The following is a 17,009-nucleotide window of genomic DNA, read 5'->3' as shown; positions in this document are numbered from 1 at the left end:
GCTGGCCCGCGCGGTTCTCTGTCCTTCAGGGCCGGAAATCAGCCGACGGTCGCGCCGTCTTCGCGCCACACGGCGATGACCGAGGAGCGCGGCTTGCCTTCGCCGTCCGGCCACGAGCCGCCCGGGTGCTGGATGCCGACAAAGGCCACCTTGCGGTCCTCGGACCAGCACAGGCCGGTCACTTCGGCGCCGTAGGGCGCGGTCAGGAAGCGGGCGATCTCGCCGGTGTCCGTGTTGCCGACCAGCATCTGGTTGTTGCCCATGCCGGCAAAGTCACCCTCGTTGCTGTAGTTGCCGTCGGTCTGGATCCAGAGCAGGCCCTTGGTGTCAAAGGCCATGCCGTCGGGCGAGTTGAACATGTTGCCCGGGGTGACGTTGTCCGACCCGCCGTAGGCGTTGTCGTAAACCTCGGGGTTGCCGGCCATGACATAGAGATCCCAGGCAAAGCCGTCCGCCCCGTGGTCGCCGCCTTCGGGTGTCCAGCGCACGATCTGGCCGTAGTTGTTGGTCTCACGCGGGTTCGGGCCGCCAACCGGGGTTTCGTCGCCGCCGGCGTTGGGCTTGATGCCGCGGTTCTTGTTGTTGGTCAGGGCGCAATAGGCCTCGGCCTTCAACGGGTGCGCGGCGATCCATTCCGGGCGGTCCATCGTGGTGGCGCCGACCTTGGACCCGGCGATGCGCGCGTGGACGAGGATCTCCTCGATCGGCATGCCGGTGGTTTCCGGGGTCAGGGCCAGCCACTCGCCGGTCTGGTCGTCGTTGAACCTGGCAACGTACAGCGTGCCGTCCGACAGCAGGCCATCGGTGGGCTCACCTTCGGCCCAGGTGCCGGTCGAGACGTATTTGTACATGAACTCGCCGCGCTCGTCGTCGCCCATGTAGACGACGATCCGACCATCGGCGGCCTGCACCATCTCGGCGTTCTCGTGCTTGAAACGGCCCAGGGCGGTGTGCTTGACCGGCGTGCTGGTCGGGTCGGCGGGGTCGATTTCCGTCACCCAGCCGTGGCGGTGGGGTTCGTTGGGCTCTTTCGACAGGTCGTAGCGCGGGTCGAACTGTTCATAGGCATAGCGGCCGCTGCCGCCGATGCCGTAGCGCTCGAAGCCCTCGGTCGCGTCGTACTCGCCGGTCGCACCGAAGTAGCCGTTGAAGTTTTCTTCGCAGGTCAGGTAGGTGTTCCACAGCGTGCGGCCCGAGCCACAGTTGTTCATCGTGCCCAGCGGGGACATGCCCTCGGGGTCGGCGCCGGTCTTGACCAGGTCGGACCCGGCGGCGGGGCCGTCCAGAACCATCTGGGTGTCATGGTGAATGCGGCGGTTGAAGGGGCTGTCCTTGACCACGGCATAGCCGTCGCCATTGTCGGCCACTTCCATCACGGTCACGCCCTGCATGTGCTTGAGAAGCTGCACTTCCTCGGCGCTCTTGGGCATGCCTTCGCTGGCGGCGGGCAGGTTGATCTTGGGGTTCACGTGTTCCGAGTTCACCGCGATGACCTGTTTGCCGTCGACGGAGAAGAGCTCCATCCCGTCGGTGTTCTCGCCAAAGACCTTGTCGGCCATCGCGGCGGGCACACCGGTTTCCGGCGAATAGGCGCCGTCGGCTTCGGACCACAGGGCATCGCCCCAGCGTACCAGCGGCTTCCACTGGTAACCGGCGGGAACGTGGATGTCGAAATCGGTGGCGATGTCGATCGGCTCGAAGTCGAAGGCGGCGGCCTGTGCGCGGGCCGAGGTGGCCGAGCTCAGGACACCGGCGCCGAAGACGGCAGCGCCCGAACCAAAGGCCAGCGCACCGCCCAGGAAACCACGGCGCGAGATGGCGCGTTCGACAACGGCATCAAAATCGGTCTGGGCAGGGCGCGGATCGCGCATCTCGTCGAAATCGTCCCAGGACAGATCGACAATGTCAGATTTCTTCATGGCTGGCCTCTTATCAGCTTGCAAACTTGGCATAGCCGCCTGCGGTCCGCGGCGGCTTCCAACAGGTTCTGATGTGATCCGGCAACGTGAAATGGGCGTTACGGTTTTGTGAAGTTTATATGTATCTATACGGCAAGGCGCTGATAAAAATGAAAAAACCGCGCCGGACAGATCCGGCGCGGCTTGATTGTCTGTTCTGCGGCAATGTGCCGGATCAGTCGTCGTCTTCGTCGGTCTCGTCCGAACGCGCCGGGCCTGTATCGCCGTCGTCGTCGTCGGATGCGGCGCTGCCGATGTCGTCGAACAGCTGGCTGACCTCGAATTCGGCCTGTGCCTCTTCCTCGGCGGCCAGGTCCTGGATCGACTTGCCTGTTTCCTGCAGCTCGGCCTCTTCGGGCGACCGTGCAACGTTCAGGGTGATGACGACCATCACCTCGGGGTGCAGGTGCACCTCGACCTCGTGCAGGCCCAGTTCCTTGATCGGCTGGCGGATGATCACCTGCTTGCGGTCGATCGAGAAGCCGTTTTCGGTGGCCACGTTCGACGCGTCACGGGTGGTGACGGAGCCGTAGAGGTTGCCGCCGTCCGATGCCGAGCGAATCACGACGAACCTCTGTCCGTCCAGACGCTCGCCCAGGGCTTCGGCCTCTTTGCGGGACTCGAGGTTGCGCGCCTCGAGCTGAGCCTTCTGCTCTTCGAACTGGGCGATGTTCTCTTTCGAGGCGGTCAGCGCCTTGCCCTGAAGCAGCAGGTAGTTACGTGCGAAACCGGGCTTGACGTCGACGACGTCGCCCATCTGGCCCAGCTTGGCCACACGTTCGAGAAGGATGACTTGCATGATGCGGACTCCTTACTTCACAGCGTAGGGCAGCAGGGCGAGGAAGCGGGCGCGCTTGATGGCGCGGGCCAGTTCACGCTGCTTCTTTGCCGAGACGGCGGTGATGCGGCTGGGGACGATCTTGCCGCGTTCGCTGACGTAGCGCTGCAGCAGACGGGTGTCCTTGTAGTCGATCTTGGGTGCATTGTCGCCCGAGAAGGGGCAGACCTTGCGGCGGCGGAAAAACGGTTTTGCAGCCATGGGTTATCTCCTCTTCTTCAGGTCAGTCGCGAGGCCGGCGTTCGCGGCGGTCGCTGCGTTCGTCGCGTTTCTGCATCTGGACCGACGGGCCTTCGGGGTGTTCGTCGACCTTGATGGTCAGCACGCGCATCACGTCGTCATGCAGGCGCATCAGGCGTTCCATTTCCTGAATGGCCGTCGCGGGGGCGTCGGTCTTGAGGAAGGCGTAGTGGCCCTTGCGGTTCTTGTTGATCTTGTAGGCCATCGTCTTGACGCCCCAGTACTCGCTGTCGACGACCTTGCCGCCGTTGTCCGCGAGGACGGTGCTGAAATGTTCGACAAGGCCTTCAGCCTGCGCGTTGGACAGATCCTGACGCGAGATGAATACATGCTCGTAAAGCGGCATGTGCACTCCATTTCTATCATGGCGCATTTCATAGGGCAGGGGCCTGGTCCCTTCGCGCCCTGCCCACGAGAGACTGCGCGGGTAAACGTCGTTGCGAAGAGAGCGCTCCGTATACACGGATCGGCGCGTGGCGCAAGAGGGCGCGCGGTTCCCCGGATTACCCCGGTTGCGCCCCATTCCGGGCACAATTTCACGGTTAACCTGACATTAACCAACAACCGGAGCGATACTCATGGCCCTGACAGACTTCAATGCCTCGCTGACGCTTGGGTCCGGCGTTTCCCTGCCGCGCCTGCCCGAGGGCCTGTTGCGCCGGATCGGGGGGTCCGCGCTGGCGCTGGTCGCCTATCTGATGTGGATCATGCCGATGGGTCTGGATGCGCCGATACTGATGCCGTTCAAGCTGGGCCTGTCCTGCCTGATGCTGAGCGCGGCGCTTGGCATGTCGCTGCGCCTGCGCGGCGAGGATCGCTGACCCCGGCGGACCATTCCCGCCCCCTCAGGTGATTGCGCAAGCCTCCGCGGGCTAGTAAGGCAGGCGGACGGAATTTCACGTTGAGGAGAGGGGCATGAGCCGCGCATTCATCTTTCCCGGGCAGGGGGCACAGACCATCGGCATGGGTCGCGACCTGGCCGAGGCCTATCCGGCGGCCCGCGCCGTCTTCGACGAGGTCGACGAGGCGCTGGGGGAAAAGCTCTCCTCGTTGATCTGGGAGGGCGAGATCGAGACCCTGACCCTGACCCAGAATGCCCAGCCGGCGCTGATGGCCACCTCGATGGCCGCCATGCGCGCGCTGGAGGCCGAGGGTGTCGGCATCGACGCGGCGGCCTTCGTCGCCGGTCACTCGCTGGGGGAATACTCCGCACTGACCGCTGCCGGGGCGCTGACCGTTGCCGATGCGGCGCGGCTGTTGCGCAAGCGCGGGCAGGCCATGCAGGCCGCCGTTCCGGTGGGCGAGGGCGCGATGGCCGCGCTGCTGGGGCTTGATCTCGACGCGGTGCGCAAGGTGGCCGAAGAGGCCGCGCAGGGCGATGTCGTCGCGGCTGCCAATGACAACGATCCCGGCCAGGTGGTGATCTCGGGCCAGAAGGCGGCCGTGGAACGCGCGGTCGAGATCGCCAAGGGCGCGGGCGCCAAGCGCGCCGTCATGCTGCCCGTCTCCGCCCCCTTCCACTGTGCCCTGATGCAACCCGCCGCCGAGGACATGGCCAAGGCGCTGGCCGAGGTCACGATCAAGGCGCCTGTCGTTCCGGTGGTTTCGAACGTCGAGGCGGCGCCGGTGAGCGACCCCGACCAAATCCGCGCCCTGCTGGAGGCGCAGATCTGCGGCGCTGTCCGCTGGCGCGAATCCGTCGCCCGCATGGTCGCGGACGGGGTCGAGGAGTTCTGGGAAATCGGCGCGGGCAAGGCCCTGTCAGGCATGGTGCGCCGAATCCACCGCCCCGCGGCGGTGCGCAATATCGGCACTCCGGCGGATGTGGCCGCCGCCGTCGAGGCCGCGCGGGGCTGAGGCCCGGCGCAGCGACATTAAAGAGAGGAAGCAAGCATGTTCGATCTGACGGGAAAATCCGCGTTGATCACCGGGGCCTCGGGCGGCATAGGCGGGGCCATTGCCAAGGCGCTGCACGGCGCGGGCGCCAACGTGGGACTGTCGGGCACCCGGGTAGAGCCGCTGGAGGCGCTGGCCGCCGAGCTGGGCGAGCGCGCCTTTGTGCTGCCCTGCAAGCTGGACGATGCCGAGGCCGTCGCCGCGCTGCCGAAACAGGCCGCCGAGGCGATGGGCAGTGTCGACATCCTGGTGAACAACGCCGGGATCACCCGCGACAACCTGTTCATGCGCATGTCGGACGACGAATGGCAGAGCGTGCTGGACGTGAACCTGACCGCCACTTTCCGGCTCTGCAAGGGCGTGCTGCGCGGCATGATGAAATCCCGCTGGGGCCGGATCGTGAACATCTCCTCCGTCGTGGGCGCCACCGGCAACCCCGGGCAGGGCAACTATGCCGCCGCCAAGGCGGGCATGGTCGGCATGTCCAAGTCGCTGGCCTATGAGGTTGCCAGCCGCGGCATCACCGTGAACGCCGTCGCCCCCGGCTTTATCGAGACGGCGATGACCGACAAGCTGACCGACGACCAGAAGAGTGCGATCCTGGGCCAGATTCCCGCCGGCCGCATGGGCGCGCCCGAAGAGATCGCCGCCAGCGTGCTCTATCTGGCCAGCCCCGAAGCTGCTTACGTCACGGGAACGACGTTGCACGTCAACGGTGGCATGGCCATGTTGTAGGCGTCCGGTGCTGTTGCGCTGCGGCGTGGGAAAGCGTTTGCCATCCCCGCCGCCTGTGCTATAGGCCGCGCAGATTTTCGACCGGTTGCGTGCCATAGTACGCAAGCGGTCAACCCGGGGTGCCGGGGGATCGAGCCGCCCGTCAGGGCAAAAAGACGCCACGCCACGGGCAGGGCAGAATGGGCGACATGCCCGACAGACTTGTGAGGAAGAGACATGAGCGACATCGCAGATCGCGTGAAGAAGATTGTGGTCGAGCATCTGAGCGTCGAAGAAGAGAAGGTGACGGAATCGGCCTCTTTCATCGACGATCTGGGCGCCGACAGCCTGGACACCGTGGAACTGGTGATGGCCTTCGAAGAAGAGTTCGGCATCGAGATCCCCGACGACGCGGCCGAAACCATCCAGACCTTCGGCGACGCGGTCAAGTTCATCTCGGACGCGCAGTAAGCCGCTCGTTTCACCTGTTCGGGTGAAGATGGAACGGCGTGCCTTACGGGCGCGCCGTTTTTTCTGTTGGTCCCGCGCGCTCCGCCGCGACGCTTTCACAGTGACAAGGTTGCCCGCCCCGTGCTGTTCATCACGATCTGGCCGCTCTTTGCCCTGATCTGCCTGGGCTATGTCCTGGCCCGCAAGGGGTTTCCGGACCCGGGGTTCTGGCCCGCGGCGGAGCGGATCAACTATTTCCTGCTGTTCCCGGCGTTGCTGGTCTCCAGCCTCGTCGATGCGCCTCTGGGCGATCCGCAAATCCTGCGGCTGGGGGCTGCGGCGCTGGTGACGATCCTGCTGGCGGCGGGCGGGCTTGCGCTGGCCCGGCGGATCTTTCCGGCACCTGCCGCCCGGTTCGGCCCCGCGCTGCAGGGCACGGTGCGCTTCAACACCTACCTCGGTCTCGCCGTCACGGCGAGCCTTGCCGGGGACCTGGGGATCGAACGGGCGGCGGTCTACCTGGCGATCTGCGTGCCCGTGGTCAACGTGCTGTCGATCATGGCGCTGAGCGAACGCGAAATCCTGAGCCGTCCCGGCGCCCTGATCCGCACCATGCTGCGCAACCCGCTGATCCTGGCCTGCCTTGTCGGGATCGCGCTGGCGCTGCTGGGGCTGGGCCTGCCCTATGGCATCGGCACCTTCATGGAGCTGCTGGCGCGCGGCAGCTTGCCGTTGGGCCTGCTCTGCGTCGGTGCGGCGCTGCAACCCCGCGCACTTGGGCGCGACGGGCTAGTGGTTGGCGGCAACGCCGCCCTGCGCCTTTTGGTAATGCCGATGCTGGCGGCGGGTGTGGCGCTGCTCTTTGGCCTCGACGGGGTCGAGGCGCTGGTTCTGGTGGTCTTTTCCGCCATCCCCACGGCGCCCACGGCCTATGTCTTGACGCGTCAGTTGAACGGGGATGGCACGCTGATGGCCGGTCTGGTGACGGCGCAAACGCTGGCCGCCATCGTCACCATCCCGCTGGTCCTGCTTGTGCTTGGCTACGGCTGATCCTCAGCCCTTCTGCGCCTTTTCCACCGCCTTTGCCGCGTCCCAGAGCGCATCCATTTCCTGCAAATCGCTGTCCTCGGGGCGACGCCCCTGTTCGGCCAGCGCAGCCTCGATGGCGCGGAACCGCCGGGTGAACTTGGCATTGGCCGCCCGCAGCGCCGCCTCGGGGTCGATCCCCATGTGCCTCCCGAGGTTGGCCATGACGAACAGCAGGTCGCCGAATTCCTCGAAGCGATGCGCGTCATCCTCGGCCTGGCGCAGCTCGTCCATCTCTTCGGCGACCTTGTCCATGACCTCGTCCGTGGTGGGCCAGTCGAACCCCACGCGCGCCGCCCGTTTCTGCAGCTTGACCGCCCGCAGCAGCGCCGGCAGACCCAGCGCCACCCCGTCCAGCACACCGCGTTCGGCCTTGGCGGCGCGCTCGGTGGCCTTGATCGTCTCCCAGTCGCGGGTCTGCTGGTCCGCCGATTTGTCCCGGCTTTCGTCGCCAAAAACATGCGGGTGGCGTGCGACCATCTTGTCCGACATGCCGTCGGCCACCTCGTCGAAGCTGAAAAGCCCGGCCTCGGTGGCCATCTGCGCGTGAAAGACCGACTGGAACAGCAGGTCGCCCAGCTCGCCCTTCAGCTCGTCCCAGGCCTCGCGCTCGATCGCGTCGGAGACCTCGTAGGCCTCCTCGATCGTATAGGGCGCGATAGTGGCAAAGGTCTGCTCCAGGTCCCAGGGACAGCCCGTTTCAGGGTCGCGCAGCCGCCGCATGATTTCCAGCAGGCGGGGCATCCCCCCGTTCGGGTCGTGGATCAGGTCGTTGTTCATCGCGCCTTGCCTCCGAGCTTCGGCTCAAGGGATGCAGGAAGGCGGCGCGGGAGTCCAGCAACCGGGCGCGCAAGGCGCCCGCTGCCTTGTCGGCTCAGCCTGCCACACGCACGATGTTGCGGAAATCGAGGTCTATTTCGTTCAGAAACGCCTTGTAGTCCTCTGTCTGGTTCATCGCAGTGTAGGTCTTTTCGATGGCAGTCATCGACGGATAGCCCGTCGCCATCAGACGGTGCCCGGCTGCTGACCCTGTCATGATCGTGAAATGGCGTATGGCCATTGCGCCATTCTTCCGCATGAGCGGCGCAACCTGCCCGATCCGGTCCGACTGAGGCGTGGGAGAGGCCCAGCGGGTCAGCACGCCGTAGGCCGGAACCTCCGTCGGCTGCTCGTCGAGGCCGATATCCTCACTTTTCAGGATGTTGCGCAGCACCACGGCAACCTTGCCACTGCCGACGATCTTTTCGTAGGCGGCTGAAGTTCCGTAAACGTCGAACGCCTTGCCGATGCCGCTCATGTCGCTGTAACCCTGCAACAGGACGAGATGCCCGGCATGATCGCCTGTGGACATGACTCCGTATCGGGTCATCCGGGCACCGGCCCCGGATTTGAGATCGTCACATAATCCGGCGATGTGACCAAGCGCGTCGGAAAGAAAAGCGGTGTCGCAACGGGCGACGGTGATCATGGAATAAGATGCAACTGACATAGCTTTTATCCTCCATGTAAAAGCGCCATCCAAAAGTTGACGCAACGTAATATTACCATGCAGCGTGTCTTTCCCGCAGCTTTTTCGGTGTCGGCGATGTATTTCAACCATCGCAGAGCAATGCGCCAAGGGAACAGCTTTAGGGAGACCATCATGCCCGTCATCAATTCCATCGCTGCCGCCGCCGAAGAGATGTCAGGCTGGCGGCGCCACCTGCACATGCACCCCGAGTTGTGCCTGCAATGCCATGAAACGGCGGGCTTTGTTGTCGACCGCCTGCGCGAGATGGGCATCACCGAGATCCATGAGGGCATCGCCGAAAGCGGCGTCGTGGCGGTGATCGAAGGGCAGGGGCCGGGCCCCGTGACCGGCCTGCGCGCCGACATGGACGCTCTGCCGATGCAGGAGGAGACCGGCGCCGAATGGGCCAGCACGGTGCCGGGGCGGATGCATGCCTGCGGCCATGACGGGCACACCGCCATGTTGCTGGGCGCGGCGAAATACCTGTCGGAAACCCGGCGATTCACCGGCAGGGTCGTCCTGATCTTTCAACCGGCCGAGGAAAGCGTCGGCGGCGGGCGGATCATGGTCGAAGACGGGATCATGGACCGTTTCGGCGTCGAGGAGGTCTATGCGCTGCACACCGATCCCTTTGGCGAGCTGGGAGAGTTCCGGACCTGCCCGGGGCCGATCATGGGGGCGGTGGATGATTTCACCCTGCGCATTCGCGGACAGGGCGGACATGCCGCCTATCCCCAGACCTGCCGCGACCCGATGCCGGCGGCACTTGCCATCGGCCAGGCGCTGCAGACGGTGGTCTCGCGCAATACCGATCCGCTGGGGTCGCTGGTGGTCTCGCTGACCATGTTCCACGGCGGCACCGCCACCAACATCATCCCCGAGGAGGTCACGCTGGGCGGCACAGTGCGCAGCCTGACGCCCGAGGTGCGCGACATGGCGGAACGCCGCATCCGCCAGATCGCGGCCAGCGTCGCCGAAGGCTATGACGTCGAGGGGCTGCTGGACTACCGGCGCAACTATCCGCAGACCATCAACCACGCGGACCAGACACGCTTTGCCACCGAGATCGCGCGCGAGGTCTCGCCCCGCGTCGTCGATGACCTGCCACCCGAAATGGGGGCAGAGGATTTCTCCTACATGCTTCAGGCGCGGCCGGGCGCCTTTCTTTTCCTTGGACAGGGGATCGGCCCCTCCGCCCATCACCCCGCCTTCGACTTCAACGATGCGGTGGCCCCCATCGGCGCCAGCTTCTTTGCCCGGCTGATCGAGAAACGGCACGCGCTGGGGTGAATCCAGCGCTTTTTTGAGTATTTCCAGAGAGAAGAAACTGGGCGCGTGCTGCTGGTTTCTTCTCTCGTAAAATACTCATTCTCCATCCCGGAAAGCCACGCGTCGCTCGGGCCCCTTTTCAATGCCGCGCCAAGCAGGCAGTCTGACGCGCAAAGGAGACCAACCCATGCCCATCGTCAATTCCATCGCCGCGCTCGAACCCGAGATGACCGAATGGCGCCGTTTCCTGCACCAGCATCCGGAACTGGGGCTGGACTGTTTCAAGACCGCGGAATTCGTCGTCGAAAAGCTCAAGGGCTTCGGCATCACCGAGATTCACACCGGCATTGCCCGCACCGGCGTTGTCGCCATCATCGAGGGGCGCGGGCCGGGGCGGACGATCGGGCTGCGCGCCGACATGGATGCGCTGCCGATGGAGGACCTGTCGGGCACCGATCACGCCTCCACGGTGCCGGGAATGGCGCATACCTGCGGCCATGACGGGCATACGACCATGCTGCTGGGCGCGGCGAAATACCTGGCTGAGACGCGCAATTTCTCGGGCAAGGTGGCGCTGATCTTCCAGCCGGCCGAGGAAAACGAGGGCGGCGGGCGTATCATGGTCGAAGAGGGCATGATGGATCGTTTCGGCATCGACGAGGTCTATGGCATCCACAACATGCCCGGCGGCGCGGTGGGCCACATGTACACCAATCGCGGCGCGTTGCTGGCCGGGGTGGACGAGTTCACGATCCGGATCACCGGTCAGGGCGGTCATGGCGCCATGCCCTTCCAGACGCGGGATCCGGTGGTTTGTGCCGCCTCGATGGTGCAGGCGCTGCAGACCATCGTCAGCCGCAACGTCGACGCGCTCGACCGGCTGGTGGTCAGCGTGACCCAGATCCACACCGGCAGCGCGATGAACATCGTACCGGAAACCGCGCTGCTGAACGGCACCGTGCGCTATTTCGACAAGGAGGTGCAGGCCGTCGTCAAGACCCGCATGGCCGAGATCGCCGAGTTCCAGGCCAAGAGCTTTGGCATGCGTGCCGAGCTGGACTATGTCGAAGGCTACCCGCCGACGATCAACCACCCGGAACAGGCAGAATTCGCCGCCTCTGTCGCGCAAGAGGTCGTCGGGGCCGAGGCCGTCGATCTGGAATCTCCGCCGATCATGCCGGGCGAGGATTTCTCCTACATGCTGGAGGCGCGGCCCGGGGCCTATCTCTTCCTCGGCCAGGGCGACACGCCGGTCTGTCACCATCCGCAGTATGATTTCAACGACGGCATCGCGCCGGTGGGCGCCAGCTTTTTCGCCCGCCTGGTGGAAAAGGCCTTGCCGCCGGGCTGACCGCCCGTGTTTCTTTGGGCTGAAAATACCTCCGGGGGTGAATGGACCAGAGGTCCAGAGGGGGCAGCGCCCCCTCGCCCCCCTTTGCCACAGGATCGAACCGATGAGCCTTGAAGACGCCAAGCGCCAGATCGACCATGCCTTTACCCGCGACGATCTCAAGGGACCGTCCTTCGAGAATGTCTTTGCGGGCGCGGCGTCCTTTCTGCGACGCAAGTACACCAAGGACCTGGCGGGCGTGGATATCGCCGTGACGGGCCTGCCTTTCGACCAGGCCGTCACCAACCGGCCCGGCACGCGGCTGGGGCCGCGCGCGATCCGCGAGGCCTCGTTGCTGCAACCCTGCGACGCACCCTATGGCTGGGGCTATGACGTGTTGTCCGAGTTCGCCATCGCGGATTACGGCGACATGGCCTTTGACTATGCCATGCCCTCTGAAGTGCTGGCGCGGATCGCCGAACACGTGGGCGGTATCCTGGACGCGGGGGCGGCCTGTGTCGTGTTGGGCGGCGACCATTCGGTCACGCATGGCTGCCTGCGCGCCCATGCCGAGAAACACGGGCCGCTGAGCGTGATCCAGTTCGACGCCCATACGGACACCTGGGCCGACGACGATGCCGCGCGGGTCGATCATGGCACCTTCATGTACAAGGCCGCGAAAGAGGGCATCGTGGTGCCGGAACGCTCGGTCCAGATAGGCATCCGCACGGACAACCCCGACACGCTGGGCTTCAACATCCTCGACGCGCGCCAGGTCCACCGCGAGGGGCCTGAGCGGATCGCCGAACGGGTGCACGAGATCGTCGGCGCGCAGCCCTGCTACATCACCTTCGACATCGACGCCCTGGACCCGGCCTTTGCGCCGGGCACCGGCACGCCGGTCTGGGGTGGGCTGTCCAGCCACCAGGCGGCGGTGATCCTGCGCCACCTGGCGGGGATCGACCTGAAAGGCGGGGACGTGGTCGAGGTCTCGCCGCCGTTCGACACCACCGGGGCCACGGCGGTGGCGGCGGCGCATGTGGGGATGGAGCTGCTCTGCCTCTGGGGGTGGACCCGTCGGGCACAGTGACGTGACAGGCTGTTGCGAAACCTTGGCTTTCAGAATCGGGCGGGGGCATGGCATGCCCCCTTACAGAGCCTAATCGGGAGATAGAGACAGCAGGTGCGCTTGGTATTCCTCATCCTCATTCTTGTGATCCTGGGCGGTCTGGCCTGGATCCGCCTGGCGCCGTCGGATCCGGAGGTCTGGCACGTCGATCCCCAGGTGACGGCCGACCAGGACCTGGCGGCCGGTGTGCGGCGGCGGATCGCAGCGGGCGAGGAGGGCTTTGCCCGGCTGCACGCGATCATCCTTGAAACGCCCCGGACCGAGGTCCTGGCGGGCAGTATCGCCGAGGGCCAGGTCACCTATATCACCCGCTCGCTGTGGATGGGGTTCCCCGACTATACCACCGTGCGCCAGAACGGCGATGTGCTGGAGCTCTGGGCGCGGGCGCGTTTCGGTCAGTCGGATCTGGGGGTGAACCGGGCGCGGGTGGATGACTGGCTGAGCCGGTTGTAACTCTGGACGGTGTCGGCGGGCGTCTGACGGCGCTTGTCCCGGCGCTGCCGGAACGTCGCCCCGCCCGCCGTCCCGCAGGCCCGCCGTCCCGCAGGCCTGTCGCTTCCGGAGTCACCAGTGAACAGGCCACGCGCCTGTCCTCCGAAACCCGCCATCGCTGACAGATGCCCGAGGCAAACGGCGCCGTCCCGCAAGGGCAAGCCGCGCGGGGCGCGGGGCTGCGCCCCCTTGCGGGCCGGCCCCCTTCGCCTCTTTTCGGCATCAGCGATGGAGGGCTCCGGCGAACAGGCACTGCGGGTGGGTGTTCAGGGCGTCTTGACGCCCCTCGCGGGATGGGCAATGCATCCCGGATGATCCCGACAGAGAGACTCCAACAGATCAAGGAACGGCTGGAATACGTCGAGGCCCGCATGTCTGCGGGTGAGGGCGATATTGCCGCGCTGGGCCGTGAATATGCCGACCTGCGTCCGGTGGTGGCCCAGATCGCCGAATGGGAGCGCCTGGTGGCCGAGATCGCCGAGGCCGAGGCGCTGCTGGACGACCCCGAGATGAAGGCCCTGGCCGAAGAGGAACTGCCGGACCTGCGCGCGCGCCTGCCCGAGGCCGAGCGTGAGGTGCAGCTGGCGCTCTTGCCGCGCGATGCCGCCGATGCGCGGCCCGCCATGCTGGAGATCCGCCCCGGCACCGGCGGCGACGAGGCGGCGCTTTTTGCCGGGGATCTCGCGCGGATGTACCAGCGTTATGCCGAGGCCAAGGGCTGGCGCTGGGAGGTGATCGAGGAGCAGCTTTCCGAACTGGGCGGCGTGCGCGAGCTGGTGGTGCGCATCGCCGGCGAGGGCGTCTTTGCGCGGCTGAAATACGAAAGCGGCGTGCACCGTGTCCAGCGCGTGCCCGAAACGGAATCGGGCGGGCGTATCCATACATCTGCCGCCACCGTCGCCGTTCTGCCCGAGGCCGAAGAGGTGGATATCCGGATCGACCCGAACGATCTGCGCATCGACACCATGCGGTCGTCGGGGGCGGGCGGCCAGCACGTCAACACCACGGATTCGGCGGTGCGGATCACCCATATCCCCACCGGGATCGTGGTCACGAGTTCCGAGAAGAGCCAGCACCGCAACCGCGAGATCGCCATGCAGGTTCTGCGCGCGCGGCTGTTCGACCAGCAGCGCCAGCAGGCGGATGCGGAACGCTCTGCCGACCGCAAGGCGCAGGTGGGCTCGGGGGACCGGTCGGAACGCATCCGGACCTATAATTTCCCGCAAGGGCGCCTGACCGATCACCGCATCGGCCTGACGCTTTACCGGCTGGAGCAGGTCATGGCAGGCGACCTCGATGAGATCGTCGATGCGCTGACCTCGCATGCGCAGGCCGCGCAGCTGGCCGAGATGGAGGGCTGAGGGTTTGGCACGTGGCTCCGATCTTCTGGCGCGGGCCACGGCGCGGCTGGTCGCGGCAGAGGTGCCCGACCCGGGCCGTGACGCCCGGCGGCTGATGGCGCATGTGCTCAAGGTGCCGCCCGGCCGGCTGACGCTTTTCCTGCCCGAACCGGTCGACCCCGAGCTGGAGGTGGTCTTTCTGACGCTGGTCGAACGCCGCGCCGACCGTGTGCCGGTCAGCCATCTTGTCGGGCGCCGGGCCTTCTATGGGCGTGAGTTCCTGGTCACGCCCGAGGCGCTGGACCCGCGGCCCGAGACGGAAACCCTGATCGAAGTGGCCCTGACCGAACCCTTTGCCACGGTGCTGGACCTGGGCACCGGGTCCGGTTGCATCCTGCTGACGCTATTGGCGGAACGCGAGGGCGCCGTGGGCCTGGGCACGGATCTCAGCCCGGCGGCGCTGAACGTGGCCTACTGGAACCGCAACGCGCTGGGGCTGGAGGCGCGGGCGGATCTGCGCGAGGGCAGCTGGTACGAGGCGCTGACACCGGCGGACGGTGAGTTTGACCTCGTGGTCTCGAACCCGCCCTATATCGCGGTGAACGAGATGCCCTTTCTCGCCCCGGAGGTGCGCGAACACGAGCCGCGCCTGGCCCTCACGGACGAAGGCGACGGGCTGAGCGCCTACCGCATCCTTTTGTCCGGACTGAACCGTGTATTGGCGCCCGGCGGTCGGCTGATCGTGGAAATCGGCGCCACCCAGGGCATGGCGGTGTCGAAACTGTTCACGCAGGCCGGGCTGCGCGGTGTACGGGTGATCCCGGACCTTGCGGGGCGTGACAGGGTGGTACTGGGGACACGCAGGCCCGGATAACGACATTTTCCTGCCGGATATGACAGTTTTTCGGCGTTTTGACTTGTCTCCAGGCGGACCATATGCATATTCAGGGTTAGTTGATCAGTCGAATGGCCTTCGGCCAATCCCGATCAACGACAAGCCAACATGAAGGTGACCCTACCGGATTGGCGCAGGATGCGCCGTAACCTGTCACCAAGCCGTCGAAATAAGGCTGGAAACCAGACAACATGCGTTCTTCCAAATCCCGCTCGCGGAACAAGAACAACCGCAACCGCAACTCGCTGGGCAACGTCGTCAACCGTGTGTTTGACAGCAATGGTCCCGAGGGCAAGGTGCGCGGTACACCGCAGCAGATCATAGACAAGTACAATCAATTGGCCCGCGACTCCGCCCTTGGCAACGATCGCGTGGCAACCGAGAACTTTCAGCAGCACGCCGAACATTACCTCCGGATGCTGGGAGAGGCGCAGCGCGAACAGGAGCAGCGCCGCGAGCAGCAGGAACGGGAAAACCGCGAACGCCAGGCGCAGCGCGACCGTGACCGCCAGCCGCGCGACGGGGGCGAGGCCGAGAAAAGCGACCGACCCGAGAAATCCGACAGGCTGGAACGCACGGACAAGCCGGAAAAGGCCGATAGGCCCGCCCGCAAGGAACGCGCCCCCCAGAAACAGCCCGAAACCGCCTCGATGGACGCCGACGTGGTCGATTTCGGAGCCGAGGATGACGGGCCCGGCCTGGTCGACACACCCGAGTCGCGTGCCGAGGCACAGCCCGAGGTGAAGACCCCGGCCAAGGAACCCGCCGGTGACCCCGAGGCCGCAAAGGCACCGGAAGAGGCGGCCCCCGCCGCCGAGGCGCCTGCCAAGGCCGAGGAAAAGCCCAAGAAGCCGCGTGCGCCGCGCAAACCCCGCAAAAAGCCCGAGCCGAAAGCCGCAGAGGCCGATGAGGCCCCCGCCGCAAGCACCCCGGCAGAGGGCGACAGCTCGGCCCCGGACGCCGCCGAGTAAAACCGGCGTAGGTGCGCTCAGCCCGCGGCGAGGCTGCGGGCCAGTGCGCAGAAAGCTTCCAGCGGAACGCGCTCGGCGCGTTCCGTGGGCGCGATCCCGGCAGCGGCCAGGTGATCCTCGATCTGCGGTGACAGGCCCTTCAGGGCCGCGCGCAGCATCTTGCGCCGCTGGTTGAAGGCCGCGGCCACCACCCGTTCCAGAACCTTCGCATCCGCCTCGAACCGCGGCGCGGGCAGGGCGGTCAGATGCACCACGGCAGAGCTCACCTTGGGTGGCGGGGTAAAGGCCTCGGGCGGCAGCGTCAGAGCGATGCGCGCCTCGCAGCGCCATTGCGCCAGCAGGGCAAGGCGGCCATAGGCCTTCGATCCCGGCTCGGCCACGATGCGTTCGGCCACTTCCTTCTGGAACATCAGCGTCAGTGATTTCCAGGCCGGCGGCCAATCGCGCGGCGTCAGCCAGCGCACCAGCAGTTCCGTGCCGACGTTGTAGGGCAGGTTGGCGCAGATCGCGTAGGGCGCGGCCAGATGCTGGGATGGATCGATCTCCAGCGCGTCACCCTCGATCACCTCCAACCGCCCGGGATAGGCTGCGGCGATCTCCGCCAGCGCGGGCAGACAGCGGCGGTCCTTTTCCACCGCCAGCACCTTGCGCGCGCCTTCGGCCAACAGGCCACGGGTCAGCCCGCCGGGGCCGGGGCCGACCTCCAGAACATCCGTTTCGCTCAGGTCGCCCGCCACCCGCGCGATCCGCGCCGTCAGGTTCAGGTCCAGAAGAAAGTTCTGCCCCAGCGACTTGCGCGCCGAAAGCTGGTGCTGCGCGATCACCTCGCGCAGCGGGGGAAGGTCGTCGATCCGGCTCATGGCGTCTTCTTGGTCCAAATACCTCTGGGGG

At 66.0% G+C, this 17,009-nt stretch carries 19 protein-coding genes; 12 read left to right on the top strand and 7 right to left on the bottom strand.

The window, feature by feature from the left end:
* Positions 1-38: 38 nt before the first annotated feature.
* From KZZ07_RS20270 to rpsF, 4 genes are all read right to left on the bottom strand, one after another.
* Entirely contained in the window at positions 39-1,919 is a 1,881-nt protein-coding gene (locus tag KZZ07_RS20270) for a PhoX family protein (protein ID WP_219516751.1), read from the bottom strand.
* A 214-nt stretch (positions 1,920-2,133) separates the two neighbouring features.
* Positions 2,134-2,757, bottom strand: coding sequence for a 50S ribosomal protein L9 (rplI, locus tag KZZ07_RS20265; protein ID WP_219516750.1), 624 nt, complete (start codon positions 2,755-2,757; stop codon positions 2,134-2,136).
* A gap of 12 nt (positions 2,758-2,769) precedes the next feature.
* Complete coding sequence (gene rpsR / locus KZZ07_RS20260) at positions 2,770-2,997, bottom strand: 30S ribosomal protein S18 (RefSeq protein WP_058310770.1); 228 nt, start codon at positions 2,995-2,997, stop codon at positions 2,770-2,772.
* 22 nt (positions 2,998-3,019) lie between these two features.
* Positions 3,020-3,382, bottom strand: coding sequence for a 30S ribosomal protein S6 (gene rpsF, locus KZZ07_RS20255; protein WP_219516748.1), 363 nt, complete (start codon positions 3,380-3,382; stop codon positions 3,020-3,022).
* Between the two features lie 232 nt (positions 3,383-3,614).
* Here rpsF and KZZ07_RS20250 point away from each other — a divergent pair, with 232 nt between their 5' ends.
* The 5 genes from KZZ07_RS20250 to KZZ07_RS20230 all read left to right on the top strand — a co-directional run bounded on the left by KZZ07_RS20250 (position 3,615) and on the right by KZZ07_RS20230 (position 7,146).
* Positions 3,615-3,857 (top strand): hypothetical protein, encoded by a 243-nt coding sequence (locus KZZ07_RS20250; RefSeq protein ID WP_219516747.1) that lies wholly within the window; start codon positions 3,615-3,617, stop codon positions 3,855-3,857.
* 94 nt (positions 3,858-3,951) lie between these two features.
* A complete protein-coding gene (gene fabD / locus KZZ07_RS20245) occupies positions 3,952-4,893 on the top strand; it encodes an ACP S-malonyltransferase (protein WP_219516746.1) in 942 nt (313 codons plus the stop codon).
* Between the two features lie 36 nt (positions 4,894-4,929).
* Positions 4,930-5,667 (top strand): 3-oxoacyl-[acyl-carrier-protein] reductase, encoded by a 738-nt coding sequence (gene fabG, locus KZZ07_RS20240; RefSeq protein WP_219516745.1) that lies wholly within the window; start codon positions 4,930-4,932, stop codon positions 5,665-5,667.
* Positions 5,668-5,883: 216 nt separating this feature from the next.
* The gene (locus tag KZZ07_RS20235) at positions 5,884-6,117 is read left to right on the top strand and encodes an acyl carrier protein (protein WP_043143437.1); all 234 of its coding nucleotides are present in this window, start codon (positions 5,884-5,886) and stop codon (positions 6,115-6,117) included.
* A 120-nt stretch (positions 6,118-6,237) separates the two neighbouring features.
* The gene (locus KZZ07_RS20230) at positions 6,238-7,146 is read left to right on the top strand and encodes an AEC family transporter (RefSeq protein ID WP_219516744.1); all 909 of its coding nucleotides are present in this window, start codon (positions 6,238-6,240) and stop codon (positions 7,144-7,146) included.
* 3 nt (positions 7,147-7,149) lie between these two features.
* Here the strand turns inward: KZZ07_RS20230 and mazG are convergent, their stop codons facing one another.
* Both mazG and KZZ07_RS20220 read right to left on the bottom strand, forming a co-directional pair.
* Positions 7,150-7,962, bottom strand: coding sequence for a nucleoside triphosphate pyrophosphohydrolase (gene mazG / locus KZZ07_RS20225; RefSeq protein WP_219516743.1), 813 nt, complete (start codon positions 7,960-7,962; stop codon positions 7,150-7,152).
* Between the two features lie 94 nt (positions 7,963-8,056).
* Positions 8,057-8,650, bottom strand: coding sequence for a DUF6854 domain-containing protein (locus KZZ07_RS20220; RefSeq protein WP_219516742.1), 594 nt, complete (start codon positions 8,648-8,650; stop codon positions 8,057-8,059).
* A gap of 174 nt (positions 8,651-8,824) precedes the next feature.
* Between KZZ07_RS20220 and KZZ07_RS20215 the strand changes: the two genes are divergently transcribed.
* The 7 genes from KZZ07_RS20215 to KZZ07_RS20185 all read left to right on the top strand — a co-directional run bounded on the left by KZZ07_RS20215 (position 8,825) and on the right by KZZ07_RS20185 (position 16,118).
* On the top strand, positions 8,825-9,982 hold the full coding sequence (locus KZZ07_RS20215; RefSeq protein ID WP_219516741.1) for a M20 aminoacylase family protein: 1,158 nt from the start codon (positions 8,825-8,827) through the stop codon (positions 9,980-9,982).
* Positions 9,983-10,148: 166 nt separating this feature from the next.
* Entirely contained in the window at positions 10,149-11,312 is a 1,164-nt protein-coding gene (locus KZZ07_RS20210) for a M20 aminoacylase family protein (RefSeq protein ID WP_219516740.1), read from the top strand.
* A 103-nt stretch (positions 11,313-11,415) separates the two neighbouring features.
* Positions 11,416-12,381: an agmatinase gene (speB, locus tag KZZ07_RS20205; RefSeq protein ID WP_219516738.1), complete on the top strand. Its 966-nt coding sequence runs from the start codon at positions 11,416-11,418 to the stop codon at positions 12,379-12,381.
* Positions 12,382-12,474: 93 nt separating this feature from the next.
* Positions 12,475-12,873: a DUF1499 domain-containing protein gene (locus tag KZZ07_RS20200; RefSeq protein ID WP_219516737.1), complete on the top strand. Its 399-nt coding sequence runs from the start codon at positions 12,475-12,477 to the stop codon at positions 12,871-12,873.
* Between the two features lie 350 nt (positions 12,874-13,223).
* The gene (prfA, locus tag KZZ07_RS20195) at positions 13,224-14,273 is read left to right on the top strand and encodes a peptide chain release factor 1 (protein WP_219516735.1); all 1,050 of its coding nucleotides are present in this window, start codon (positions 13,224-13,226) and stop codon (positions 14,271-14,273) included.
* Positions 14,236-15,126: a peptide chain release factor N(5)-glutamine methyltransferase gene (prmC, locus tag KZZ07_RS20190; RefSeq protein WP_219516734.1), complete on the top strand. Its 891-nt coding sequence runs from the start codon at positions 14,236-14,238 to the stop codon at positions 15,124-15,126. The genes prfA and prmC overlap by 38 nt, the downstream gene beginning before the upstream one ends.
* 212 nt (positions 15,127-15,338) lie before the next feature.
* Entirely contained in the window at positions 15,339-16,118 is a 780-nt protein-coding gene (locus tag KZZ07_RS20185; protein WP_219516733.1) for a DUF4167 domain-containing protein, read from the top strand.
* Positions 16,119-16,135: 17 nt separating this feature from the next.
* Here KZZ07_RS20185 and rsmA read toward each other — a convergent pair whose 3' ends face one another.
* Complete coding sequence (gene rsmA / locus KZZ07_RS20180) at positions 16,136-16,978, bottom strand: 16S rRNA (adenine(1518)-N(6)/adenine(1519)-N(6))-dimethyltransferase RsmA (protein ID WP_219516732.1); 843 nt, start codon at positions 16,976-16,978, stop codon at positions 16,136-16,138.
* Positions 16,979-17,009 lie beyond the last annotated feature (31 nt).

This window comes from Mameliella sp. CS4 (assembly GCF_019392335.1).
Taxonomy (GTDB): Bacteria; Pseudomonadota; Alphaproteobacteria; order Rhodobacterales; family Rhodobacteraceae; genus Antarctobacter.
Note: the sequence above shows the minus strand (reverse complement) of the source record. Positions and strands in the feature narration are given on the sequence as shown.

Excerpts from the sequence above, each read along its gene's own strand:
- KZZ07_RS20270 (WP_219516751.1), bottom strand. The coding sequence starts at position 1,919 with ATGAAGAAATCTGACATTGTCGATCTGTCCTGGGACGATTTCGACGAG.
- rplI (WP_219516750.1), bottom strand. The coding sequence starts at position 2,757 with ATGCAAGTCATCCTTCTCGAACGTGTGGCCAAGCTGGGCCAGATGGGC.
- rpsR (WP_058310770.1), bottom strand. The coding sequence starts at position 2,997 with ATGGCTGCAAAACCGTTTTTCCGCCGCCGCAAGGTCTGCCCCTTCTCG.
- rpsF (WP_219516748.1), bottom strand. The coding sequence starts at position 3,382 with ATGCCGCTTTACGAGCATGTATTCATCTCGCGTCAGGATCTGTCCAAC.
- KZZ07_RS20250 (WP_219516747.1), top strand. The coding sequence starts at position 3,615 with ATGGCCCTGACAGACTTCAATGCCTCGCTGACGCTTGGGTCCGGCGTT.
- fabD (WP_219516746.1), top strand. The coding sequence starts at position 3,952 with ATGAGCCGCGCATTCATCTTTCCCGGGCAGGGGGCACAGACCATCGGC.
- fabG (WP_219516745.1), top strand. The coding sequence starts at position 4,930 with ATGTTCGATCTGACGGGAAAATCCGCGTTGATCACCGGGGCCTCGGGC.
- KZZ07_RS20235 (WP_043143437.1), top strand. The coding sequence starts at position 5,884 with ATGAGCGACATCGCAGATCGCGTGAAGAAGATTGTGGTCGAGCATCTG.
- mazG (WP_219516743.1), bottom strand. The coding sequence starts at position 7,962 with ATGAACAACGACCTGATCCACGACCCGAACGGGGGGATGCCCCGCCTG.
- KZZ07_RS20220 (WP_219516742.1), bottom strand. The coding sequence starts at position 8,650 with ATGATCACCGTCGCCCGTTGCGACACCGCTTTTCTTTCCGACGCGCTT.
- KZZ07_RS20215 (WP_219516741.1), top strand. The coding sequence starts at position 8,825 with ATGCCCGTCATCAATTCCATCGCTGCCGCCGCCGAAGAGATGTCAGGC.
- KZZ07_RS20210 (WP_219516740.1), top strand. The coding sequence starts at position 10,149 with ATGCCCATCGTCAATTCCATCGCCGCGCTCGAACCCGAGATGACCGAA.
- speB (WP_219516738.1), top strand. The coding sequence starts at position 11,416 with ATGAGCCTTGAAGACGCCAAGCGCCAGATCGACCATGCCTTTACCCGC.
- prfA (WP_219516735.1), top strand. The coding sequence starts at position 13,224 with ATGATCCCGACAGAGAGACTCCAACAGATCAAGGAACGGCTGGAATAC.
- prmC (WP_219516734.1), top strand. The coding sequence starts at position 14,236 with ATGCGCAGGCCGCGCAGCTGGCCGAGATGGAGGGCTGAGGGTTTGGCA.
- KZZ07_RS20185 (WP_219516733.1), top strand. The coding sequence starts at position 15,339 with ATGCGTTCTTCCAAATCCCGCTCGCGGAACAAGAACAACCGCAACCGC.
- rsmA (WP_219516732.1), bottom strand. The coding sequence starts at position 16,978 with ATGAGCCGGATCGACGACCTTCCCCCGCTGCGCGAGGTGATCGCGCAG.